This window comes from Empedobacter sp. UBA7494 (assembly GCF_002478465.1).
GTDB classification, from domain to species: Bacteria; Bacteroidota; Bacteroidia; order Flavobacteriales; family Weeksellaceae; genus Empedobacter; species Empedobacter falsenii_B.
Genome location: NZ_DLOC01000102.1, coordinates 1 through 23,195, shown reverse-complemented (window position 1 = coordinate 23,195; position 23,195 = coordinate 1). Strand labels below are relative to the sequence as shown.

The following is a 23,195-nucleotide window of genomic DNA, read 5'->3' as shown; positions in this document are numbered from 1 at the left end:
TGGATATTCCGATAGGATATCTAAATTCTATAAAAATATCTAAATAGGAGATTGTTTTAATCCTTACTTAACATAATAAAGATTATTAACATTAATATTTCATAGAAATAATAATGTTATAATATATATTATGTTAAATTGAATAAACTTATACCACTAACTTATATTTAATATTGCGTTTAAACATTTTTCATTAAATTTATAATTAACAAATTGAACCAATCCTATGTTGATGGTTCAAACTTAACGTTTACGAAACAAAAATAAAATCTATAAAAAAAACCTCCAAATTATTGGAGGTTTTAATATACTATAAATTATTGTATTATTACATTTTTGGCATTCCTGGGAATCCACCTGCAGGCATATTTTTAGACATTGTTTCCATCATCTTTTTACCATTTGAAGAATTCATAAATTTCATCATTTTACCCATTTCAGAGAATTGTTTCAATAATTGATTCACTTCTTGTAAAGATGTTCCTGAACCAGCTGCAATTCTTTTCTTACGAGAATTATCGATAATATTTGGATGTTGACGCTCTTTTTTTGTCATTGAGTGAATAATCGCTTCAACACCTTTAAAAGCATTGTCATCAATATCTACATCTTTTAATGCTTTTCCAGCACCAGGAATCATTCCAACCAAATCTTTCATATTACCCATACGTTTGATTTGCTGAATTTGTTTTAAGAAATCATCAAAATCGAAGCTATTTTTTGCAATTTTCTTTTGCAAACGTTTTGCTTCTTCTTCGTCAAATTGCTCTTGAGCACGCTCTACTAAAGAAACAACGTCACCCATTCCCAAAATACGATCCGCCATACGTTCTGGATAGAAAACATCTAAAGCTTCCATTTTCTCACCAGTAGAAATAAATTTGATTGGCTTATCAACAACAGTTCTAATCGTTAAAGCAGCTCCACCACGTGTATCACCGTCTAATTTTGTTAAAACAACTCCATTATAATTTAACACTTCATTGAAGGCTTTTGCAGTATTCACCGCATCTTGACCTGTCATAGAGTCTACAACAAATAAAGTTTCGGTTGGATTAACTGTTTGGTGAACGCGACGAATTTCATCCATCATTTGCTCATCAATCGCTAAACGACCAGCTGTATCGACAATAATTACATTATTTCCGTTTTGTTTTGCTTGTGCAATTGCTGATTGAGCAATTTCTACAGGATTTTTGTTTTCTAAATCAGCATAAACATCAACACCAATTTGTTCTCCTAAAACTTGTAACTGATTGATGGCTGCAGGACGATAAACATCACCAGCAACTAATAATACTTTTTTGTTTTTCTTAGTTTTTAGTAAATTAGCTAATTTACCAGAAAAAGTTGTTTTACCAGAACCTTGTAAACCAGCAATCAATATAATTGTCGGATTATCGTCTACTTTCAGTTCAGTAACCTCACCTCCCATTAATTTTGCTAATTCATCATGAACAATTTTTACCATTAATTGTCCAGGATTAAGTGATGTAATTACGTTTTCACCTAAAGCTTTTTCTTTAACTGTATTTGTAAAATCTTTTGCAACTTTATAACTAACATCGGCATCAACAAGCGCTCTACGCACCTCTTTTACGGTTTCTGCAACGTTAATTTCTGTAATTTGTCCTTTTCCTTTTAAGGTATGTAATGCTTTATCTAATTTATCCTGAAGATTTTGAAACATTTTGAGTCAATTTTAGGACACAAATATAAAAAAATTATACCGAATAATATAAAATCACACAACAAGGGTTTTAATTAGGTTATAATGATTAACTTGCGTGCTCAAATTTTGGTTGAATGAAAAAAGGTTTAATACTATTTTTATTCTTTGTTACTGGAATAGTTTTCATTCAAACAAAGAATAATCAAACTTATTATTTTTTTTTCCATCGCTTATGGACAAGATAATGAGGTTTATGTAACAGATGTTTATGAAGCAAGCATCGACAACAAAGATATCTATGGTAAACTGGCAGATAGATATACAAAGTTTCAGAATTATTTATTAAAAAATGGAACGATTAGTTCTTTAAAAGAAATTCAAACGGGTTACGAAAAGAATTATCAGAAAAAAGAACAAGCAGAAGCTGAACAAAAATATTTTCTATCTACATTAGAAAAACAACAATTTAAAGCGAAAATGATTAATTATTCGCTATAAAACAAAAAAAATCCACTCATTTGAAGTGGATTTTTTATTTCTATTTTCAACTAATTTATTGATCATTCAATAATCTTGCAGCTTCTTTTGCAAAATAAGTTGAAATTAGGTCTGCTCCTGCTCTTTTGAAACAAGTTAAAGACTCTAAAATAACTTTATCATTATCTAACCAACCTTTTTCTACAGCAGCTTTAATCATCGCATATTCACCAGAAACTTGATAAACAGAAACTGGAACTTGTAAATTATCTTTTACTAATTTCACAATATCCAAATAAGCCATACCTGGTTTTACCATCAAAATATCTGCACCTTCTTCTACATCAGCAATTGCTTCTCGCAACGCTTCTTGTGAATTATGGTAATCCATTTGATAGGTTTTTTTGTCTTTCGGAATTTCTTGAGAATCAACCGGCGCAGAATCTAAAGCTGTACGGAAAGGCCCATAAAAAGATGAAGCATATTTCGCAGCATACGTCATGATTCCTACATTATGAAAACCATTTTCTTCCAACGCAGCACGCATCGCTCCTATTCGACCATCCATCATATCAGAAGGCGCAACAAAATCAGCACCAGCTTCTGCATGAGACAATGTCATTTTTACTAGAGCATCAACTGTTTCATCATTAATAACTTCTCCATTTTTGATGATTCCATCGTGACCATAAACTGAATATGGATCTAAGGCAACATCAGGCATTACAATCATTTCAGGAACAGCATCTTTAATCGCTTTGATTGTATTTTGCATCAATCCGTTTGGATTCCAAGCCTCTTTACCTGTGTTATCTTTTAAGTTATCACTAACTTTACAATATATGTTAACCGATTTTATACCTAAATCCCAAATTTCTTTTACTTCTTTTACAGTATTGTCAAGAGATTGGCGGTAAATACCTGGCATTGCAGCGATTTCTTCCTTCACACCTTCTCCTTCAGCCATAAAAATTGGTAAAATAAAATCGTTTGGTGACAAATGATTTTCGCGAATCATACTACGAATTGATTCGTTTTTGCGTAGTCGTCTATGTCTGTTATATAAAAACATTTGATTAAAATTTTAGACAAATTTACTCGATTTCATTTGAATAAGGCTAATGAATAATATCAATTGTATTTATTAATTTTAAAAGAAAATCAATCATTTGAATAATCAATTAAAATATTTGTCATTCATCATATTATTTGGATTAATTTCTTGTGGGATCACAAGAAGAATTTATAAATTCAGTTAAAACAATCAAATTCAAAAAATAGATTTAAACTTGCGCAAACGTAGCTAAACAAATATCTTTGCAGCATGCGAATAGATATTATCACTGTTTTACCCGAATTATTAGTTAGTCCATTTTCTGCCTCGATTATGAAACGTGCACAAGACAAAGGTTTAGCTGAAATTCATGTTCACGATTTGAGAGATTTTGGAAAAGGACGTTATCGTCATGTAGATGATTATCCGTATGGAGGAACTTCTGGAATGGTGATTATGTGTGAGCCTTTGGACAAAATGATTTCGAAATTGAAAGATGAACGTACTTATGATGAAATTATTTATTTGACGCCAGATGGTGAAACGTTGAATCAAACAATTGCGAATGATTTGTCATTGAAAGGAAATCTTATGATGATTTGTGGACATTATAAGGGAATCGATCAACGTATTCGAGATATGTATGTTACAAGAGAAATTTCGATTGGCGATTATGTGCTTTCTGGTGGAGAATTTGGCGCAATTATTTTGGCTGATTCTATTATTCGTTTATTACCTGGTGTAATTGGTGATGAGACTTCTGCCCTTTCAGATTCGTTTCAAGATGATTTGTTAGCGCCACCAATTTATACGCGTCCAGCCGAATATAAAGGTCTTAAAGTTCCTGATGTTTTACTTTCGGGTAACTTTCCTAAAATTGAAGAATGGTTGCATGAAAAAGCAGTTGAACGTACAAAAGAACGTCGCCCAGATTTGTTAGAAAAAAGATCAAAATAAACTAAAAAAAGCTTCCTAATTGGAAGCTTTTTTTCATAAATAATTTATTGTATCTTAATTCAATATATTATTTATGAAATACATCTATATTTTAATACTCATATTGTCTTTTAATGCTTGTAAAAATAATTCCGAAACGGACAATAAATTATTAGAACAAATACAAGGCGTCTGGTCAACTAAAATGGCAGTTTTAGATCCTGTTATTTATAAATTCGATCAGGATTCAATATATAATAATAACGGATATTATGATGGGATCTATGAAACCTATGGAAGTCGAGAGTATAAGAAATTTATACCTACTAAATTTTTAGGTAATTCAATCAAACTCTATGTAAAAGATTCAATAGTTCACTATTATGATTCTATCAATAAACCAAAACCATTTTTTAAAATTTTATCAATAAATAAAGAAGAAATGGTTGTTAAATATAATAGTGATTCTAGTCTTGACACACTTGGAAGAAGAAATAATAATACCAAAACTCCATTGGATTATGATCAAATTATTTATACGACAAGTGGTTGTTACGGGAGTTGTAGTATAATAAATATCGCTATTCAAAAAAATGGAACTATAATTAGCGGAAATGAAGCTTTTAATGGAAAAAAAGGCGTTTTTGAAGGTAAATTAGATAAAAAATTTCATCAATTTTTAGAGCAGAAAATTAATGACGCAGATTTACTTTCTTTAAAAGATAATTATGAAGAACAAATTACAGATCAATCAGAAGACTTATTACTTGTTATAAAGGAGAATAAAATTATAAAATCGATACGTGTTTATGCTTATCCTATAAATTTTTCTTATTCGAATTTGGAGTTAGCACTTAGTTATTCGGTTTCGTTAATGAGTAATAAAAAGAAATACCATGAATCTGAATACTTCCCGCTACTAAGTTTAATCAATATTAATGGAAAACAATTAAGCAAAGCACAAACTTTCTTATTTTGGACAGAATTAATGAAGCATCCTTCAAATAAAATATCAATAAAAAATCAACAAACTTATAAAATAGAATTTTATTACTATTATTTTGGTGAAGAATTAGGAGAAATTAATCCTTGTAAATTACTTAGTATAAAAGGAAATGGTCAATAATTTGAATTAACTTTTGAAAATAATCAAAAACATTATTACGATTTAGGATATAATTTTATACAACGATATATAGACTAAAAAAAGCTTCCCAATTGGAAGCTTTTTTTAGTTTATTTTATTTAATTCGATGAATATATTCAATTACTTTATCGTTAAAAATTTGTGGTTGATCGACATTCACGACATGTCCACAATCTTCGATAACAATCAATTCTGAATGTTTGGTATGTGCTTTTGTTAATTCCTGAATCGAAGGCAAAAACATATGATCTTCTGCTCCCATCACATATAAAGTCGGAATATTCAATTCAACTTTTCGAAACCATTTTAGCAATGGATTAACATCCGCAGTAAGTTTGAACCATTTCAAAAATTCTTTTTGATACAATTTCTTCGCCTCATTGATAAATAATAGCCTTGACTCTTTGTGCGTATTCTTTGGCATGATAGCGAAAGCAAAAATTCGATACAAGATTAAATAAGGCAACATATGTTTGAATGTATTTCCAACGTTAATCAAAAATTGACATTGAAAATTAATTTTCATAATTGCGCCTCCCATCACCATTGATTTGAATCGCTCCGAATAATCTTCTGCCAATTGTCGAATCACAATCGTTCCCAAAGACATCCCAACAAAATGTGTTTTATCGATATTTAAATGATCTAAAACATCAATCACATCTTTTGAAACTGATTTGAAAGTATAACGTTTTTCGAAAAGCGCTTTCAAGTTTTTCTTAGAACGTCCATGTCCTCTCAAGTCCATTAACAAAACATTGAAATGTTTGCGAAATTCACGTAATTGCTTGAACCAAATCGTAGAACTTCCTCCTGCTCCATGAACAAAAGTCACCCATTCTGTACTCGTTGGATGATTATATGTAGTGTATGCTAACAATTTTCTAAATAACTTTTCGCAAAATTAAACTAAAAACTATGCCAAGCATAATAATTTCTACGTTTTAAGAAATTTTTAATCGTCGTCATCGTCGTCATCGTCGTCATCAGCCAAAGAACTTGTCTTTTTCAAGTAGAAAACATCGTTCATCACTTCTGCTTTCACGTAATTTAGATTTTCTTGCTCTTTCATTCGATCTGTAAATAACGTTCCTGTTAAATGATCGTATTCGTGCTGAAAAATAACTGCTGTAAAGCCTTCAACTATTTCATCATGAAAATTTCCATCCAAATCATAATATTCCAATCGAAGAACCAAGCTTCTATATACTTTTCCAAAAATATCAGGAATAGACAAACAACCTTCTCGACCATGACGAACAATGTCCGAATACCAAGTAATTTTTGGATTGATAATAAACTCAAAAGGTTCATCTTCTTTATCAAAACGTTGCACCCAAACCGCGTTGCGATTAATACCAATTTGTGGAGCTGCAATTCCAACACCTTTACTCGCCTCATCTTGCACAGTCGCATACATGCGATTGGCCAATAATTTGATTAACGGATCTTTTGGATCAATATCAATACAAGTTGATTTTAAGATTTTTGTGTCTGCATTCGAAGTCGTTAATAAAACACGAAAAGGATCATAGGATTTCTTTTCTTTTATTAATGTCGTTTCTGCCTTTGTTAATGGCGTATAAAAAATGTTTTTCATATTTTTTGATTGAGCAAATAATGCAGAACTACAAATCAATAAGCTATAGGTTAATATTTTTATCATTTTTTAAGAATCAATTTGTCTAAAGAATATTTTCCTGCGCCTGATAAAAATATAACTAAATAATTGATTAAATAGAATAATCCTAATTCTTTTTTACCAAAATCATGATCTGCATGCACGATAAATACCGCAACTAACATCGTAATGATTAGTGGAATCACTGCCAAACGAGTAAATAATCCAACTAAAACTAAAAAAGCACAAAGAATTTCTGCAAAAACCGTTAAACCCAAAGATATTTCTGGTCCAAGTCCAATTGGATCACCAAATTCAAAATTTCCATTGACTAATTTTTGCAATTTTCCGAATCCGTGTGTAAACATAAATCCTCCTACTGCGATACGTAATAATAACAATGATAAATCGATAAATGCTGGTTGATTTCCTAAAAGTTTAAATTTTGTGCTCATTTTTTTATTTTTTTCAAATATAAGTTCTAGTTTTTACGTTCACCTTTAAATAGATCAAGGAATTTACATTTTTGGATTAATTTTGGTTAATCTTTCTATTCAAGAATAAAAAAATACAACGTATGTTTAAAAACATTGCTTTAATTACCATATTATTTTCAGGTTTTGCATTTGCTCAAAAATCTGAATTACAACAAAATGATGTTTTAGGAAATCCAACTTTTATCGAAGAATCGATGCAAAAAGCACGTATTCGCATGAAGTTTATTGAAGGTTATGAAACGGAATATTACACAAAATCAACGTATAATAAAGATGGTAATCCGACAAAACGTGATTATTTTGATGAAGCTGAAAATAAAACTTTTGCTGAAATATTTAATTATAATGAATCGAATAAATTGATTTCGAGTGAAATGAAAAACAATGACGAAAGTTTAGTTTTCAATTTTGATTACGAATATACAACAGAGGGTTACATTGTCACCAAGAGCGAAAATGATGTCAATGTTTCTAAAACGGAATATAAATTAGATCAAAATCAGAATATAACTTACGAAAGAGAAACTAATTTATTGGAAGATTCGGATGTTTTTATCGAAAAAACGTTTGAATATCAAAATGGATTTTTAGTCAAAACATTGGTAAAATATAACCAAGGAACTTATACGTTGAATTATAAGAATGACGCGAAAGGCAATCCAATAGAGGAAACTTATGTGGACAAAAACAATAAACAAGTCAATAAATATGTGCGAAAATTTGATGAAAACAATAATATTATCGAAGAAACGGTGATTGATGAAACAGGAAAAGTAAAGAATATATCAACGATTAAATATCAATACGATAATCACAAAAATTGGGTCAAACGAACGCAATTTGTAAAAGATATTGATCAACCAATTTCAAATACGACAAGGACAATACGTTACTAAAATTCAAGAGCCAAAACTAATTTGGCTCTTTTTTATTTGATTATTTAACTAAATATTTTTAAATTTATTTTAATCAATTATTTAACTTCATCTATTATGATCAATAATGTGCAAGAATTTAATCGACTTTTTCAGTTATACCAAAAAGATAATCGTTTCAATTTGTACATAAATGATTATCCTAAAAACGAATTTTTATTTCAATTTTATTCAGATGAGATTGAAGATTTAAACTTAGAATATGTTGATATTACTTCAAATTCTATCAAAAAAATTCATGATTATCGTGCAAAATTAAGCGATTTTTTTCAACCCGAAGAACTTCCAGCATTAGAGATTAAATCAATTTCAGGTTATTTTAGTCATTTTGATTTTTATTTTATGACCAATGAAAAAACCTTTGTATTTAATTATATTAATCGCGATTTTTTATCTCAACTAATTGATATTCTTCTTTCTGAATTAGATTGTAATTTTATCAGCCGATTAAAGACTGAACTTTTAATCAATTTAGAATACGATTAATTTTTTTGTTAAACTTTTTTCAGCGACATTGTTTGACTTTTAAAAGAATTCTTTTTGCATAAAGCAAAGTAGAATGAATTTTGATCGAATTAATGAAAAGTTGAGCATCTTAGCAGATGCAGCGAAGTATGATGTTTCGTGTTCATCGAGCGGAAGTAAAAGACAAAACCAAAACAAAGGCTTAGGAAATGCATCTATGTCGGGGATTTGCCATTCGTTTACAGAAGATGGTCGATGCGTTTCTTTACTTAAAATTCTATTGACGAATCATTGTATTTATGATTGTGCTTTTTGCGTTTCTCGAAAAAGTAATGATGTAAAACGTGCTGCTTTTACAGTGCAAGAGGTAGTTGATTTAACGATTAATTTTTATCGTCGAAATTATATAGAAGGTTTATTTTTGAGTTCTGGAATTTTCAAAAACGCTGACTTCACAATGGAACGATTGCTTTTGATTGCAAAAAAGTTACGTCTTGAAGAGAATTTTAATGGATATATTCATCTCAAAACGATTCCTAGAGCGAGTGATGAATTATTGAAAGAAGCTGGTTTGTATGCTGATCGAATGTCCATAAATCTCGAAATGCCCACAGAAGAAGGACTTAAATTAGTTGCACCAGAAAAATCACACGAAGATGTAAAAAAACCTTTAGGATTTATTCATGAACAACGAGTTGAGTTTAATGCTGAACGAAAATTAATCAAATCTACTCCAACCTTTGTTCCTGCTGGACAATCTACACAAATGGTGATTGGTGCAACGCCCGAAAATGATATGCAAATTATGTATACAGCAAATCAATATTACAATGATTTCCAGTTGAAACGTGTGTATTATTCAGGTTTTATTCCAATCAATCACAATGATAATATGTTGCCGTCTATCGGAACTCAGCCACCTTTGTTACGAGAGAATAGACTGTATCAAACAGATTGGTTAATGCGTTTTTATCAATTTGATGTTACGGAGATTCTTAATCAACAAAATCCTCATTTGGATACTGATATCGATCCAAAATTGAGCTATGCTTTACGAAATTTACATGTTTATCCGATTGATATTAATACAGCCGATTATCATTTAATTCTAAGAATTCCGGGAATTGGTGTTCAATCTGCGAAGAAAATTGTTACAGCTCGAAAGTTTGGGAAAATCTATTCTTATCAGTTAAAACGTCTTGGAATTGCTTACAATAGAGCAAAATTTTTCATGACGTGTGCAGATGATCAATTTCAACAAAAAGATTTGCTTGGTTCGCAAATTAAAAATAGAATTTTGAGTTTTAGTAAAAGTAAATATCTTAAAAATCAGCCAAATCAATTAAACCTTTTTGATTAATGGAAATTTATGTTTTTGATAATAGTTTTGAAGGTTTTTTAACACTGATTTTTGATTATTATGTTAGAAAACCGAAGCAAATAAAAGTAGTATCTGAAAGAGATTTTTTACCGTCGATGTTTGATGAAGTTTATACTGTGATTACAGATGAAACAAAAGCAAAAAGAGTACTTAAAAAAATAAAAGACAAACTAAATAAAACCAGTTACAAAGCTGTACAGGCTGTTTTCTTGTCAGAAGAACCTGAAGCTTATGAAAAGCTGTTTTATTATTGTTGTTTAATTATAAATGAAACAGTTGCAGTTCAATCAAATTATGGAAATGATTATGTTTTTTATGTTATGAAAATGTATCGATCAGTTCATAGAGAAAAGCATCATCATGAAGCATTTATCCGTTTTGAAAAGATTAATCAAGATTTATTTTTTGCGAAAACTGATCCAAAATATAATGTTTTACCTTTAATTATTAATCATTTCAGAAAAAGATATGCTGACCAGAATTGGATTATTTACGACACGATTCGAAAATATGGAATTTATTATGAAAAATCTTTTGGAAATATTCAACAAATACAATTAAATTTTACACCAAAATCTTCAACTACTCCAACTGAATACATTGATGTAAATGAGAATTTGTACCAAGAATTATGGAAATCTTATTTTAATTCGACAACAATCGAAGCAAGAAAAAATTCGAAGTTACAAATCCAAATGATGCCTAAACGCTTTTGGAAACACTTAACAGAATATAACTAAAAAAGGCTACAAAATTTGTAGCCTTTTGTGTACTTTTTATTTTTTTGGTAAGAAAACTTCTGCCATCATACAACGAGCACTTCCTCCTCCTAATTTTTCAATCAAATCTATCTTAACAGGTAAGATTGGATTATAAGCCTCAATTTTAGAAATTTGTTCTTGATTAAGCGAATTATAAGCCGTTTGCGACATCACCAAATATGATTGTCCTAAACCGCCAACTTGCAACATATTCCCAGCAAATTGATGCATTTGTGCTTCTGTAATTGCAATAATTTCTTTTCCAGCTTCTAACAAATACTCACAAACCGCTTTCTTTTCCTTTTTATCATCTATAGAATCCAAACAAATAATCGCATATTTATCTGCAATACACATCATTACATTGGTATGATAAATAGGTTTACGTTCTCCATTTACAGTTTGATTCGCATGAAAAATAACTGGTGTATATTCTAATTCCTCACAAAATTCAATCAATAAATCTTCATCAGTTCGTTGAGAAATACATGCATAAGCCAATTCATGTTCGCGATCAAGAATAATACTTCCTGTTCCTTCCAGGAAAATTTCGTCTTCTTCTGCCGATGTAAAATCAATCACATCATCAATATGAAAACCTTTTTCTTCCAACAAACTCAAGACATCTTCTTCACGACGCTCTTGTCTCCTATTTTTCGCAAACATCGGATACAATACTACATTTCCGTTATCGTGAAATGAAATCCAATTGTTTGGGAAAATTGAATCTGGTGTATGTGGCGATGCAGTATCTTTAATCGTGATAACATTTACACCTTTCGAACGCAAAGCAGAAACCATTTCTTGAAATTCTTCTAAAGCTTGTTTCTGAATATCTTCTTGAGAATCTGTTGTTTCTGTTTGGAAATAATTGTTAACAGCAGTTTCTGGATTGTAATAAAAAGCTGTTGGCTCAACCATCAAAATAGTTGATGTATATTGTTTTTGTTTCATGTTATTTTCTGATTAATGGCATTGTAGAACATCTCAATAAACCTCCCATTTTAGAGACTTCGCGGTAATTAATTCGCTCCACTTTTATGTTCCATACATTTTCTAAATGATCATTTAAACGTGTGAAATTTTTCTCAGAAACAACAACTTCAGGAGAAATTGAAAACACATTAGGATTCATCCAATACATTTCTTCTTTTGTCACTTCGAATAAATTTTCTTTCCCAAAAATATCGACAATTTGCTGATATTCGTGTTCAAATAAAAAGCCGTCTTTGTAAATAATTGCTTTGTCTTTCCCAACAGGATTGAATGTACAATCTAAATGTAAGATTCCTTCGTAAGGATTTTCATCATTCTTTTTCAATTCAAAATCCAAGACTTTTTTATTGGGAAATTTGGCTTTGATATACTCTACAAATTCAACATTTGTACGTCCTGTTTTATAATTTTTGAAATCTGCTTGTTTGTACGTTCCAACAAAAATATAGTCGTTATACAAAATCACATCGCCACCTTCTACATAAACTTCTTCTGGTAACGTATTGATTTTATTTCCTTTGAATTGACGTTTTATTTCGCGATAGGCTTGTAATTCTTCTAAACGATCTGGAATAATATTAGAGATAAAGAATTCATCATCAATTACAAAACCGACATCACGAGAAAAAACCTGATTACAATCTTCGATCAATGTTGGACGTAAAACTTCAACATTATATTTCTTCAAAACTTGTTCAAATTCTGACATTTCCGCAATCAAATCTTCTTCTTTTGGATAATCGTTATTCTTTACGGTTTCATAAGATTTGGCATCGAACGTCTGATCAAGTGTAGGATTAGCTCCGTTAGATTCTGCTCGACCCAAGACTACAGTTTGCAGTTGAGCCGTTTCATTCTGTACATGTAATCGCATAATTTATTATGGTTTTTAATTTTGTGTTCCAAAAAAAATCCCGCAATTGCGAGATTTAATTTTGTATAAATATACATTTTATTTTTGAATTCCTAAAGCTTTCAAGCCATTTACTGTTGCAATATTTGAAAGTTGTTCCACATCATAAAAGTGGCAAGACTCCAGCATTACACGCATTTCCGTTAACAAATGACCATCAGAAAAAGGTTTATAAATATCATTAATATTATCTGTTCCGAAGGCAACATTAATTCCTCTTGGAATCATTTCATCAACTGGCGTTACCGAATTGTGCGAAGGTGCCAAACGCTCTGTACGATTGTGATCAATCCATGCAGTTGGACAAGAAACGATGTGCATATCTGCTTTTTTGATTAAATCATATAATTCGTAACGATATTTTCTTGGATGAGCCGCTACAGAAATTGAGTGAACCGCAGAAACTTTTCCTTGCATACCGTGTTCAATCGTTTTAAAAGCTAATTGCTCAGTTTCTTTTTCTTCATCTGTATTAAATTGATCAACATGTACGTGAACCAATTTATTTTTTGCTTTTGCAGTCGATAATAAAACATCTAAATGCTCGTCTTCTCTACCGAAATCTTTTGCAGGTAAACCACCGATAATATCCACAAAATCAGAAGACATATCAAACCATTCACGCGCTTTCGGATCAATAACTCCTTTCAACACTTGGTTTGCAAAACGCATTTCGATGTCTTTTCCGTAATTATCTTTTAAGCGTTGAGCCGCTTGTATACTACGATCTTCAATTACTTCGTCTGCATCAATAAAAGAACCAATTGCTTGACAACCTTGCTCTAACATGAAATTAATCGCTTTTTCCATACGGAAATAAATATCATCAACAGATGAATTGCGTTTCATATCATCAACTAAATGCCATTTTTCTTTTAGGTAAGAATTAGATAATGCGAAAGTGTCCGAAGTCAATGAATAAGCTCTGTCTAAATGTGAATGCGTATTAACCCAACCTCCTTTTTCGTTGATTTTTTCAAGTACTTCTTCAATTGGATTATAGTTTTGTCTGTTCATCGTGAGTTTGTTTGTTTTCGGGATGTAAAATTAACAAGATTATTCAAGAGAAATGAAGCGATATTATCAAAAAGATTTCTGTAACTTTGTGCCTTTGTTAGTAACATCAGCGAATAAAAAAGTCCAACGATATGTTGGACTTTTTCTATTTATGATTCTTTTTCTTTTTTCGAAACAACTTCAATTTTTCCATTTGGATATTTTTTGTCTGTTTTGATTACAGTAATATATTTAATATCATCCGGATTCATTTTAATAAAAACATTTTTATCAACTCTTTCTCCGTCTACAAAGTAAGCTGGCTCAATTGTAGTTTTAATATACTTTGCTCGTGGTTGTAGATTATATAATTTATTAATTTCAGTTGAACTTTCTTGTGCAAAACTCAACATTGGAAGAAATACAAAAGCTAATAATAGTTTTTTCATTGTATTGATTTTTATAAAGTTAAACAAATATTTTATAAAAACTAATTTTTATATGTTCGTTTTACAGACTGAATTCCTTCAATATTCTTCAATTCCATCATAATTTTTTCTAATTCGGCTTTATTTTTAACAGAAACTGTAATTTTTCCATCAAAAATACCTGCATCCTCAGATAAATTAATACTATGGATGTTCAAAGAATTATTTTTTGAAATAACTAACGTAATATCACTTACCATTCCTGAACGATCCAATCCTTGTAACTCAATTAACGCTTTGAACTCTTGTTGAGAAGAATCAATCCACTTCGCTTTTATAATTCTGTACGCATAATTTGCTTGCAAAGAAACCGAGTTTGGACAATCTACTTTATGTACTTTTATTCCTTTCGAAACTGTGATAAAACCATATACTTTGTCACCCGGAATTGGATTACAACAACTCGCTAATTCGTAATCTAAACGCTCTTCATCATTCCCAAAAACAAGACTATCTAATTTCGTTTTCTCAACAGGAATATCATCTTTTTTGCTTGTATTGAATGTTGATTTTCTGAAACGGTTAATCAATCCAGTAAAGCCTGTATTACGTTCTGCAAATTTTCGTAAATCATTGTTGTCAATAATTCCCATTGCAACATTATAAAATACATCTTGACTCGAACTTAACTTAAAGTATTGCTGTAACTGATTAATCGTATTTTCACTAAAATCAACCTTTAAATGTCTTAATTTACGTTGAATAATTTCTTTTCCATCTTCTGCAACTTTACGTTTATCTGAGTTTAAAGAAGCTTTAATTTTACTTCTCGCTTTACTCGTTACAACATATTCTAACCACTCTAATTTTGGTTTTTGTTGCGTCGAAGTAATGATTTCTACTTGATCTCCACTTTGTAATTGATGCGACAATGGATACAATTTTCCGTTCACTTTTGCACCCAAACAATGGTCACCAACATTGGTGTGAATAGAGTAAGCAAAATCCAATGAACTCGCTCCTTTTGGCAACGAATGCAAGTCTCCTTTTGGCGTAAAAACATAAATCTCTTTGGAGTACAAATTGAACTTGAAATTATCCATAAACTCAATCGCATCCTTTGTATCTTCTTGCTCCAACATTTCACGAACTTGATGAATCCATTCATCAACTTTCGTTTCGTCGTCCGAAACATTTTCTTTGTATTTATAATGCGCAGCGATACCCATTTCAGCAACTTCATCCATTCTTTCGGAACGAATTTGTACTTCCACCCAACGCGCTTGTGGTCCCATAACCGTTACGTGAAGCGATTCATAACCAGTTGTTTTGGGTTGAGAAATCCAGTCACGCATACGTTTTGGATTTGGAATAAATAAATCCGTTACCAACGAATAAATTTTCCAAGCTAAGAATTTTTCATTCTTTTTATCTGAACGATAAATTACACGAATCGCAAACAAATCAAAAACTTCCTCGAAAGGAATTCCTTGATTAATCGTTTTTCGATAAATTGAATTGATTGATTTTGAACGACCTTTTATCTCAAATTCTAAACCTTCGGCTTCAAGTTTTTCTGAAATAGTTTTACAGAAATCATCAATGTATTTTTTTCTTTCAGCTTCAGTTTCTGTTAATTTATGTTCAATATTAAAATATGCATCCGGTTTAGTATATTTCAAACTCAAATCTTCTAGTTCAGATTTGATGTTATACAATCCCATTCTGTGAGCCAAAGGCGCATATATAAAAATAGTTTCGGATGCTATTTTTAACTGTTTATCCTCTCGCATACTTTCTAACGTACGCATATTGTGTAAACGATCAGCAATTTTGATCAAAATCACACGCACATCTTCAGATAAAGTCAGTAATAATTTTTTATAATTTTCAGATTGTATCGAAACATCTTGTTTATTTAAGACGGCAATTTTTGTTAATCCATCTATAATTTTTGCAATCTTTTTTCCAAAAAGTTTCTCAATATCTTCTAACGTATATTCAGTATCTTCTACTACATCATGCATTAAAGCCGCAGAAATTGATGTAGCACCAAGCCCAATTTCGTCAGCAACAATTTTAGCAACAGCAATCGGATGATAGATATATGGCTCTCCTGTTTTTCTACGCTGATCTTTATGCGCATCAACAGCCAAATCAAAAGCTTTACGAATCAGCTTTTTATCTTCATCTGATAAAGTGACATATGTATTTTGAAGCATCTCTTTATAACGTCTCGTTATCTCAATGTTCTCTCTCTCTAATTGTTCGTCTGTAATAACATGAGGCGTATCCATCTTTCTAATGTTTTTGTTGATTTAGAAAAAAGCTTTAATTCTCTGTATTTATCTGCTTTTTTCGAAGGATTAAATATACAATATTTTATTTTTTATAGACTACAATATTCAACTGATTTTATCACGTTTTTTTAAGTCTGTATTTTTAATCAATCTAATTTATAACGTACGTTTTACACTATTAATTTAATAATAAAAGTGTATTAATACAATCTGATTTTATCAATTTACAATTAAATGCTACTTTTTATTGTATAGTTGATAAATAATTAACTATCCTAAAACAAACATTTTAAACTTTATTATTAATTCTAAACATTTTTCTAACTTAACAAAACAAATAAAACACAACACACACATAAATGGATTACAAAACTTTATACTCAAAAAGTATTGAAGAACCTGAACTTTTTTGGAAAGAAGAAGCGCAGAAATTAGCATGGTCAACTTACCCTGAACAAATCTTAAAACAAAATGAAAACGGATATTATTCGTGGTTTGTTGACGGAAAAATAAACATGAGCCGTTTGGCTTTGGAGAAAAATATAAAAGCTGGACGCGGAGAACAATTTGCTTTAATTTACGATTCTCCTGTTACAGAAATTATTCAAAAAATTACATACAATCAGCTTTTAGAAAAAGTAAGTCGTTTTGCTGGAGGTCTTATATCATTAGGATTATCAAAAGGTGATACGGCAATTATTTATATGCCAATGATTCCAGAAGCAATTGTTGCGATGCTTGCTTGTGCGAGAATCGGTGTAATACATTCTGTTGTTTTTGGAGGTTTTGCAGCGCCAGAATTAGCTATTCGTATTGATGATGCTCAACCTGATGTTATTATTTCTGCGTCTTATGGAGTAGAAATTAATCGTCAAATCAACTATAAACCATTGATTGATGAAGCAATTGAATTAACACTTTACAAACCAAAAAACATTGTCATTTTTGAGCGTCCAAATCACACCGATGATTTATCAGCAGACAACGTTCACACCTATGATGAAATGTATCAACATCAACCTATAGAACCTATCGAAGTTCCAAGTACACATCCATTATATATTTTGTATACTTCTGGAACAACTTCAACGCCAAAAGGTGTCGTACGCGATACAGGAGGTTATGCAACAGCTCTAAACTCGACGATGAACTATTTTTACGATCTAGAACCAGGTGATACAATTCTTACAGCAAGTGATATTGGTTGGGTTGTTGGGCATTCTTATATTGTTTATGCGCCGTTAATTTATGGTGTTACAACAGTTATTTACGAAGGAAAACCAATCAAAACTCCTGACGCTGGTGCTTTTTGGAGAATGGTTGAAGAACATAAAATCAAAAACATATTCACAGCTCCAACAGCAATTAGAGCAATTCGAAAAGAAGATCCAGAAGGAAAATTATTCCAAAAATACGATACGTCAAGTCTGAAACGTTTATTCTTAGCAGGAGAACGCTGTGATACATCTACTTATTATTGGTTAAAAGAAATTTCAAAATTACCAGTTATTGATCATTGGTGGCAGACAGAAAGCGGTTGGCCAATGTTAGGAATTTGTGCTGGAGTCGAAAATATAATGCCAGAACCTGGTGCAGCTGGATTGCCTGTTTTTGGATATAATATTAAAATTGTTGACGATGAAGGTCAAGAAAATGATATACGAGAGGAAGGTTCTATCGTGATTCAGCTTCCACTTCCTCCTGGTTGTATGACAAGTTTATGGCGAAATGAACACCGATTTATAAAAGGTTATTTTCAACAATTTCCGAATCATTATTTAACTGGTGACGGAGGTTTTAGAGATGAAAATGGTTTTGTATTTATTACAGGTCGAACTGATGAAATTATTAATGTCGCTGGTCATAGGTTAAGTACTGCAACAATGGAAGAATTGGTTTCTTCTCATCCTGATATTACAGAATGTGCGGTTGTGGGAATTAAAGATGAATTGAAAGGTCAAATTCCAATAGGTTTGATTGTTACAAAAGAAAACGCATCAAAATCGGAAGAAGAAATCGAAAAAGATTTGATTACTTTATTACGCAAAGAAATTGGCGGAATTGCCTGTTTCAAAACATCTATAATAGTTAACAGACTACCAAAAACACGAAGCGGAAAAATATTACGCAAAACTTTATCTCAAATTGCAGACGGAACACCATTCACAATTCCATCTACAATTGATGATGCTACAGTTTTAGATGAATTAATTCACGAATTTTCAAGAAGAAACGTAGGTCTAGCCTTTGCGATTTCGTCAATATAATCCATTTTATTCATTCACTATCTCAAAAGCAGTAATTCCTACTATTACTGTTTTTTTTATTCATTTTTACATAAATTTGAATTAGAAATATCATTCAATGCCAAATCAATCAAAATCATTAGAAGATGTGCACGAAAGTGTTCAAATCAAAAAAGGAAAGTTTAGAAAAATCCTAAGTTTTTTTGGACCTGCCTACTTAATAAGCGTTGGTTACATGGATCCGGGAAACTGGGCAACCGATTTAGCAGGCGGTAGCCAATTTGGTTATACTTTGATTTGGGTTTTATTGATGAGTAACATAATGGCTTTGTTATTACAAAGTTTATGTACACGTTTGGGAATTGTTCGACGAAAAGATTTGGCGCAATGTAACCGAGAAACTTATCCGAAAGGAATGAATCTCATCTTGTATATTTTAGCCGAAATAGCTATTGCAGCTTGTGATTTAGCTGAGATTTTGGGAATGGCAATTGGTCTAAATTTACTTTTTGGAATAGATTTGATCTATGGTGTTTTAATCAGTTTCTTAGACACTTTTCTCCTACTTTATCTTCAAAAATTAGGCATGCGAAAAATGGAACTTTTCATTGTTGGTTTAATCACGATGATTGGTTTATGTTTTTTAACCGAAATGTTTTTAGCAAAACCAGATTTTGGAGAAGTTGCAAAAGGATTTATTCCATCTATTCCAAATAGCGCTGCATTGTATATCAGCATTGGTATTATCGGCGCAACTGTAATGCCGCATAATCTTTATTTACATTCTGCACTCGTCCAAACACGACAAATAAAACGCGATGATTTTTCAATCAAAAAAGCACTCAAATATAACTTTTGGGATAGCGCAATTGCTCTGAATTTAGCCTTCTTTGTCAATGCTGCAATCTTAATTTTAGCTTCGTCTGTATTTCATAAAAATGGTTATCACGATGTTGCAGAACTGAGCGATGCTTATAGATTATTGGGGACAACTTTAGGAACAGATTTGGCTCCAAAATTATTCGCAGTTGCTTTAATTTTAGCAGGACAAAGCTCTACAGTTACAGGAACTTTAGCTGGACAAATTGTGATGGAAGGATATTTACATTTGCGTATTAATCCTGTTTTGAGAAGAATTTTAACTCGATTATTAGCCGTTGTTCCAGCTGTTGTGGTTATTCTTATTTTTGGCGAAAAAGAAGTTGGATCTTTATTGATTTTCAGTCAAGTTATTCTAAGTATGCAATTGGCTTTTGCCGTAATTCCATTGATTCATTTTGTGAGTGATAAAGCGAAAATGGGGAATTTTGCAATAAATACAACAACCAAATTTCTTGCATGGACAATCGCTTTTATTATTTCTTTTCTGAATGCGCAATTGGTGTATGAAGAGGTGAATAAATGGATGGCAAATAGTGAATCTTACACTTTAAATATTTTTCTTGTAGCATTAGAAATAGGACTTTTAGTTTTATTATTGCTGACATTTTTTATTCCAATTATGTTGAAGAAAAATGAAGAAAATCAAAAAGAAATTCATAAACCGTTTGATAAGTTTACATTAGAAGAAATCTCGAATCAACATTTCAAAAAGATTGTGGTTGCGTTAGATTTTTCGAAAACGGATCGAAAAGTGATTAATTATGCGACGCAATTAGCTACTACTGAATCTGCCATTATTTTGGTTCATATTGTTGAAAGTGCTTCTGCGAAATATACGGGAGAACGTACGAATGATGAGGAATCTTTATCAGATTTGAAACGTTTGGAACAATATGCAGAAATCATTCATCCTTTGTTTAATGAAACTAAGATCGAATTAGGTTACAATAATCGAATCAATTCGATTGCTGAAATTTGTAAACGAAATCAAGCAGATTTGTTGATTGTTGGTTCGCACGGACACCGAGGTTTTATGGATTTTATTTTTGGAGAAACGATTAATAAGTTAAGACACCGCGTTAATATTCCTGTTTTTATTGCAAAATAATAAAAGCCATTCAGAATTTTTCTGAATGGCTTTTTGATTAGATTAAAATATAAAAATTATTTGATCGATAATAATTCAATCATTTCTTTATTTTCTTGTAAAATAGCATGATCTAAAGCAGTTTTACCATTATTATCTTTAATGTTTAAATCTGCACCAGCCTCGATTAGTTTTTTGGCAATTTCATTTTGACCAAATGTTACAGCAAAAATCAAAGCAGAAGCTCCATTAAAATTCACTTGATTAACATCAGCCTTATTCACAATTAGTAAATTTACCATTTCAGGAAATCCTCTAAAGGCGGATCCCATCAACGCATTGTTTCCAGATAAATCTTGCGCATTAGGATTTGCTTCTTTTGATAATAATACTTTCGCAGCGTCTGAACTGTTATTATAAATCGCTAAAATTAAAGGTGTAAATCCACGTTGATTTGCTTCATTTACATGTTTTCCATTCGAAATTAGTTCTTCTATTTGCTTCACATTATTTTCTCTCGCCGCACTAAACAAATCTTGTGCATAAATTGAAGAAAAACTGAATAGAAATAAGGCTAAAAATATATGCTTTTTCATGATAATATTGATTTTATTAAAGTCCTGGAGCCAAACTCAATCGACTCCAATCCAATAAATTATTTTGGTAAATATTGCTTTACATCGTTCATAGAAGTATTTGTAACCTTCATCAAACGTGTTCCATATTCTGTATTTGCTTGGTAAAAATGTGCAATCATTTTATGAACAATTACTTTATTTTTAACCGAATTTAAAGCTCCAGATAAATTTTTGATTAAATTATCTTGATCTTTTTTAGAGAATGATTTGTACAAATCTCCAGCTTGTACAAAGTTATTTTCTTTATCAATGACATGCTGAGTTGTAATAGCTCCTGCAGGAAAAACAGATTTTGAATATTTGAATTTTGCATTATCTACAATTTCAGGAAGATTAGTTGAAGGTTGATAATTTACATCACCTTTTTGCTCATGGATCGACATATAACCGTCTTGATTATATGTTTTTACACTATTTTTTGGTGCATTAACAGGAATTTGTTGGAAATTACCCGTTAAACGATGACGTTGTGTATCAGAATAGGAAAACAAACGACCTTGTAACAATTTATCTTCAGAAGCTTCAATTCCTGGAACCAACGTTGCTGGAGCAAATGCTGCTTGCTCAACTTGTTGAAAATAATTCGTTGGATTCTCATTCAATGTCATTGTTCCAATTTTACCTAATTTTGCAACAGATTCTGGCCAAATTTTCGTTACATCAACAGGATTGAAATCTAATTTATCAAAATCTTCTCGTTTCAATAATTGAGCATATAAATCCCATTTCGGAAAGTTTCCTTTGTCGATTTCATTACGTAAATTTAATGTTGCATGTTCTATTGCAGTCGATTGAATTTTATTCGCCTCTTCTTGTGTTAAATTTTTCGTTTCTTGTTCAGGAATCCATTTATATTTCACATAAGTTACTTCACCTTTTGCATTTACCCATTTGTAAGCATGTACACTATTTCCTTCCATTTGGCGAAAATTTGCAGGAATTCCGTAATCTGAAAACAACCACGTTAACATATGCGTAGACTCTGGTAAATTAGAGAAAAAATCAAATACACGATTTGGATCAGATGCACCATTTGTTACAAGAGATGGTCTGAAAGCATGCACCATATCTGGGAATTTGATCGCATCTCGAATAAAGAAAACAGGTAAATTGTTTCCAACTAAATCGTAATTTCCTTGTTCTGTGTAAAATTTAACAGCAAATCCACGTGGATCACGATAAGTTTCTGGCGAACCTTGTTGATGCGTTACAGTTGAAAAACGTACAAATAATGGTGTTTTTTTACCAGCTGTTGACAAGAAATCAGCCATTGTCACATCAGAAAAATCTTTATCAGCTACAAATTCTCCGAAAGCTCCAGCTCCACGCGCATGAACAACACGTTCTGGAATACGTTCGCGATCAAATGCTGCTAATTTTTCAATTAAATGAATGTCCTCCAACAAAACTTGTCCGTTATTTCCGATTGTTTTAGAATTTTGATTATCACCAACTAGAGCACCTGTGTTTGTTGTTAATTGTTCGGCAAATCCAATCGTACAAAGGAATGCTAAACTTAATACTAAAATTCTTTTGATCATAATTATAGTTTTATTCTTTATTTATCATTTTAAGACAGAGCAAAACTAAATCGACTATAATTATAAATTAAATCTATAAAAATCTATTAAATAGAATTATTTTTTATAATAATTATAACCCAATCCTTAACAAGGAAGAAAAAGCTGATATATTATTTCGCAATAAATGAATATATAAAAATGATTAAGAATTTTAGAAATAAAAAAAGAAGCTGTCTCAAA

20 protein-coding genes are annotated in these 23,195 nt (G+C 31.0%); 8 read left to right on the top strand and 12 right to left on the bottom strand.

The features are described from left to right. Positions 1-328: 328 nt before the first annotated feature. Both ffh and hemB read right to left on the bottom strand, forming a co-directional pair. On the bottom strand, positions 329-1,690 hold the full coding sequence (ffh, locus tag B4E95_RS12260) for a signal recognition particle protein (RefSeq protein WP_291062524.1): 1,362 nt from the start codon (positions 1,688-1,690) through the stop codon (positions 329-331). Positions 1,691-2,225: 535 nt separating this feature from the next. Beyond that, positions 2,226-3,221 carry a porphobilinogen synthase gene (gene hemB / locus B4E95_RS12255; protein WP_221854465.1) on the bottom strand — a complete coding sequence of 332 codons (996 nt, stop codon included), beginning with the start codon at positions 3,219-3,221 and terminating at the stop codon, positions 2,226-2,228. 252 nt (positions 3,222-3,473) lie between these two features. Here hemB and trmD point away from each other — a divergent pair, with 252 nt between their 5' ends. Next, positions 3,474-4,160, top strand: a complete 687-nt coding sequence (trmD, locus tag B4E95_RS12250; RefSeq protein WP_125349373.1) for a tRNA (guanosine(37)-N1)-methyltransferase TrmD — start codon at positions 3,474-3,476, stop codon at positions 4,158-4,160. A gap of 73 nt (positions 4,161-4,233) precedes the next feature. Continuing rightward, positions 4,234-5,265, top strand: a complete 1,032-nt coding sequence (locus tag B4E95_RS12245; protein WP_291091767.1) for a DUF6438 domain-containing protein — start codon at positions 4,234-4,236, stop codon at positions 5,263-5,265. A gap of 115 nt (positions 5,266-5,380) precedes the next feature. On the opposite strand, the gene B4E95_RS12240 is transcribed toward B4E95_RS12245, so the two are convergent. From B4E95_RS12240 to B4E95_RS12230, 3 genes are all read right to left on the bottom strand, one after another. Further along, positions 5,381-6,166: an alpha/beta fold hydrolase gene (locus tag B4E95_RS12240; protein WP_125349375.1), complete on the bottom strand. Its 786-nt coding sequence runs from the start codon at positions 6,164-6,166 to the stop codon at positions 5,381-5,383. A 75-nt stretch (positions 6,167-6,241) separates the two neighbouring features. Beyond that, positions 6,242-6,952, bottom strand: a complete 711-nt coding sequence (def, locus tag B4E95_RS12235) for a peptide deformylase (protein ID WP_291062519.1) — start codon at positions 6,950-6,952, stop codon at positions 6,242-6,244. Further along, positions 6,949-7,362, bottom strand: a complete 414-nt coding sequence (locus tag B4E95_RS12230) for a DoxX family protein (protein WP_291062517.1) — start codon at positions 7,360-7,362, stop codon at positions 6,949-6,951. Before B4E95_RS12230 ends, def begins: the two co-directional genes overlap by 4 nt. A gap of 122 nt (positions 7,363-7,484) precedes the next feature. Here B4E95_RS12230 and B4E95_RS12225 point away from each other — a divergent pair, with 122 nt between their 5' ends. The 4 genes from B4E95_RS12225 to B4E95_RS12210 all read left to right on the top strand — a co-directional run bounded on the left by B4E95_RS12225 (position 7,485) and on the right by B4E95_RS12210 (position 10,925). Next, positions 7,485-8,300: a hypothetical protein gene (locus tag B4E95_RS12225; protein ID WP_291091765.1), complete on the top strand. Its 816-nt coding sequence runs from the start codon at positions 7,485-7,487 to the stop codon at positions 8,298-8,300. A 96-nt stretch (positions 8,301-8,396) separates the two neighbouring features. Beyond that, the gene (locus tag B4E95_RS12220) at positions 8,397-8,825 is read left to right on the top strand and encodes a hypothetical protein (RefSeq protein WP_291072437.1); all 429 of its coding nucleotides are present in this window, start codon (positions 8,397-8,399) and stop codon (positions 8,823-8,825) included. Positions 8,826-8,898: 73 nt separating this feature from the next. Next, positions 8,899-10,164, top strand: a complete 1,266-nt coding sequence (locus B4E95_RS12215; protein WP_291091764.1) for a putative DNA modification/repair radical SAM protein — start codon at positions 8,899-8,901, stop codon at positions 10,162-10,164. After that, positions 10,164-10,925, top strand: coding sequence for a TIGR03915 family putative DNA repair protein (locus B4E95_RS12210; protein WP_291062510.1), 762 nt, complete (start codon positions 10,164-10,166; stop codon positions 10,923-10,925). The genes B4E95_RS12215 and B4E95_RS12210 overlap by 1 nt, the downstream gene beginning before the upstream one ends. A gap of 36 nt (positions 10,926-10,961) precedes the next feature. Here the strand turns inward: B4E95_RS12210 and ctlX are convergent, their stop codons facing one another. From ctlX to B4E95_RS12185, 5 genes are all read right to left on the bottom strand, one after another. After that, complete coding sequence (ctlX, locus tag B4E95_RS12205; RefSeq protein WP_291062508.1) at positions 10,962-11,900, bottom strand: citrulline utilization hydrolase CtlX; 939 nt, start codon at positions 11,898-11,900, stop codon at positions 10,962-10,964. Between the two features lies 1 nt (position 11,901). After that, complete coding sequence (locus B4E95_RS12200; protein WP_291091763.1) at positions 11,902-12,816, bottom strand: dimethylarginine dimethylaminohydrolase family protein; 915 nt, start codon at positions 12,814-12,816, stop codon at positions 11,902-11,904. A gap of 78 nt (positions 12,817-12,894) precedes the next feature. After that, positions 12,895-13,872: an amidohydrolase family protein gene (locus B4E95_RS12195; protein ID WP_291091761.1), complete on the bottom strand. Its 978-nt coding sequence runs from the start codon at positions 13,870-13,872 to the stop codon at positions 12,895-12,897. 149 nt (positions 13,873-14,021) lie between these two features. Further along, positions 14,022-14,300, bottom strand: a complete 279-nt coding sequence (locus B4E95_RS12190) for a hypothetical protein (RefSeq protein WP_291091759.1) — start codon at positions 14,298-14,300, stop codon at positions 14,022-14,024. 41 nt (positions 14,301-14,341) lie between these two features. Then, positions 14,342-16,576, bottom strand: coding sequence for a RelA/SpoT family protein (locus B4E95_RS12185; protein ID WP_291091758.1), 2,235 nt, complete (start codon positions 16,574-16,576; stop codon positions 14,342-14,344). Between the two features lie 362 nt (positions 16,577-16,938). Between B4E95_RS12185 and B4E95_RS12180 the strand changes: the two genes are divergently transcribed. Both B4E95_RS12180 and B4E95_RS12175 read left to right on the top strand, forming a co-directional pair. Then, a complete protein-coding gene (locus B4E95_RS12180; RefSeq protein ID WP_291091756.1) occupies positions 16,939-18,846 on the top strand; it encodes an AMP-binding protein in 1,908 nt (635 codons plus the stop codon). Between the two features lie 97 nt (positions 18,847-18,943). Continuing rightward, positions 18,944-20,815: an Nramp family divalent metal transporter gene (locus tag B4E95_RS12175; protein ID WP_291068635.1), complete on the top strand. Its 1,872-nt coding sequence runs from the start codon at positions 18,944-18,946 to the stop codon at positions 20,813-20,815. Between the two features lie 56 nt (positions 20,816-20,871). Here the strand turns inward: B4E95_RS12175 and B4E95_RS12170 are convergent, their stop codons facing one another. Both B4E95_RS12170 and B4E95_RS12165 read right to left on the bottom strand, forming a co-directional pair. Continuing rightward, the gene (locus tag B4E95_RS12170) at positions 20,872-21,390 is read right to left on the bottom strand and encodes an ankyrin repeat domain-containing protein (protein WP_291068633.1); all 519 of its coding nucleotides are present in this window, start codon (positions 21,388-21,390) and stop codon (positions 20,872-20,874) included. 59 nt (positions 21,391-21,449) lie between these two features. Beyond that, positions 21,450-22,973 carry a catalase gene (locus tag B4E95_RS12165; RefSeq protein ID WP_291091754.1) on the bottom strand — a complete coding sequence of 508 codons (1,524 nt, stop codon included), beginning with the start codon at positions 22,971-22,973 and terminating at the stop codon, positions 21,450-21,452. Positions 22,974-23,195 lie beyond the last annotated feature (222 nt).

Bases quoted from the DNA above. Each gene is read 5' to 3' on its own strand.
- ffh (WP_291062524.1), bottom strand. From the start codon at position 1,690: ATGTTTCAAAATCTTCAGGATAAATTAGATAAAGCATTACATACCTTA.
- hemB (WP_221854465.1), bottom strand. From the start codon at position 3,221: ATGTTTTTATATAACAGACATAGACGACTACGCAAAAACGAATCAATT.
- trmD (WP_125349373.1), top strand. From the start codon at position 3,474: ATGCGAATAGATATTATCACTGTTTTACCCGAATTATTAGTTAGTCCA.
- B4E95_RS12245 (WP_291091767.1), top strand. From the start codon at position 4,234: ATGAAATACATCTATATTTTAATACTCATATTGTCTTTTAATGCTTGT.
- def (WP_291062519.1), bottom strand. From the start codon at position 6,952: ATGATAAAAATATTAACCTATAGCTTATTGATTTGTAGTTCTGCATTA.
- B4E95_RS12230 (WP_291062517.1), bottom strand. From the start codon at position 7,362: ATGAGCACAAAATTTAAACTTTTAGGAAATCAACCAGCATTTATCGAT.
- B4E95_RS12225 (WP_291091765.1), top strand. From the start codon at position 7,485: ATGTTTAAAAACATTGCTTTAATTACCATATTATTTTCAGGTTTTGCA.
- B4E95_RS12220 (WP_291072437.1), top strand. From the start codon at position 8,397: ATGATCAATAATGTGCAAGAATTTAATCGACTTTTTCAGTTATACCAA.
- B4E95_RS12215 (WP_291091764.1), top strand. From the start codon at position 8,899: ATGAATTTTGATCGAATTAATGAAAAGTTGAGCATCTTAGCAGATGCA.
- B4E95_RS12210 (WP_291062510.1), top strand. From the start codon at position 10,164: ATGGAAATTTATGTTTTTGATAATAGTTTTGAAGGTTTTTTAACACTG.
- ctlX (WP_291062508.1), bottom strand. From the start codon at position 11,900: ATGAAACAAAAACAATATACATCAACTATTTTGATGGTTGAGCCAACA.
- B4E95_RS12200 (WP_291091763.1), bottom strand. From the start codon at position 12,816: ATGCGATTACATGTACAGAATGAAACGGCTCAACTGCAAACTGTAGTC.
- B4E95_RS12195 (WP_291091761.1), bottom strand. From the start codon at position 13,872: ATGAACAGACAAAACTATAATCCAATTGAAGAAGTACTTGAAAAAATC.
- B4E95_RS12190 (WP_291091759.1), bottom strand. From the start codon at position 14,300: ATGAAAAAACTATTATTAGCTTTTGTATTTCTTCCAATGTTGAGTTTT.
- B4E95_RS12185 (WP_291091758.1), bottom strand. From the start codon at position 16,576: ATGGATACGCCTCATGTTATTACAGACGAACAATTAGAGAGAGAGAAC.
- B4E95_RS12180 (WP_291091756.1), top strand. From the start codon at position 16,939: ATGGATTACAAAACTTTATACTCAAAAAGTATTGAAGAACCTGAACTT.
- B4E95_RS12175 (WP_291068635.1), top strand. From the start codon at position 18,944: ATGCCAAATCAATCAAAATCATTAGAAGATGTGCACGAAAGTGTTCAA.
- B4E95_RS12170 (WP_291068633.1), bottom strand. From the start codon at position 21,390: ATGAAAAAGCATATATTTTTAGCCTTATTTCTATTCAGTTTTTCTTCA.
- B4E95_RS12165 (WP_291091754.1), bottom strand. From the start codon at position 22,973: ATGATCAAAAGAATTTTAGTATTAAGTTTAGCATTCCTTTGTACGATT.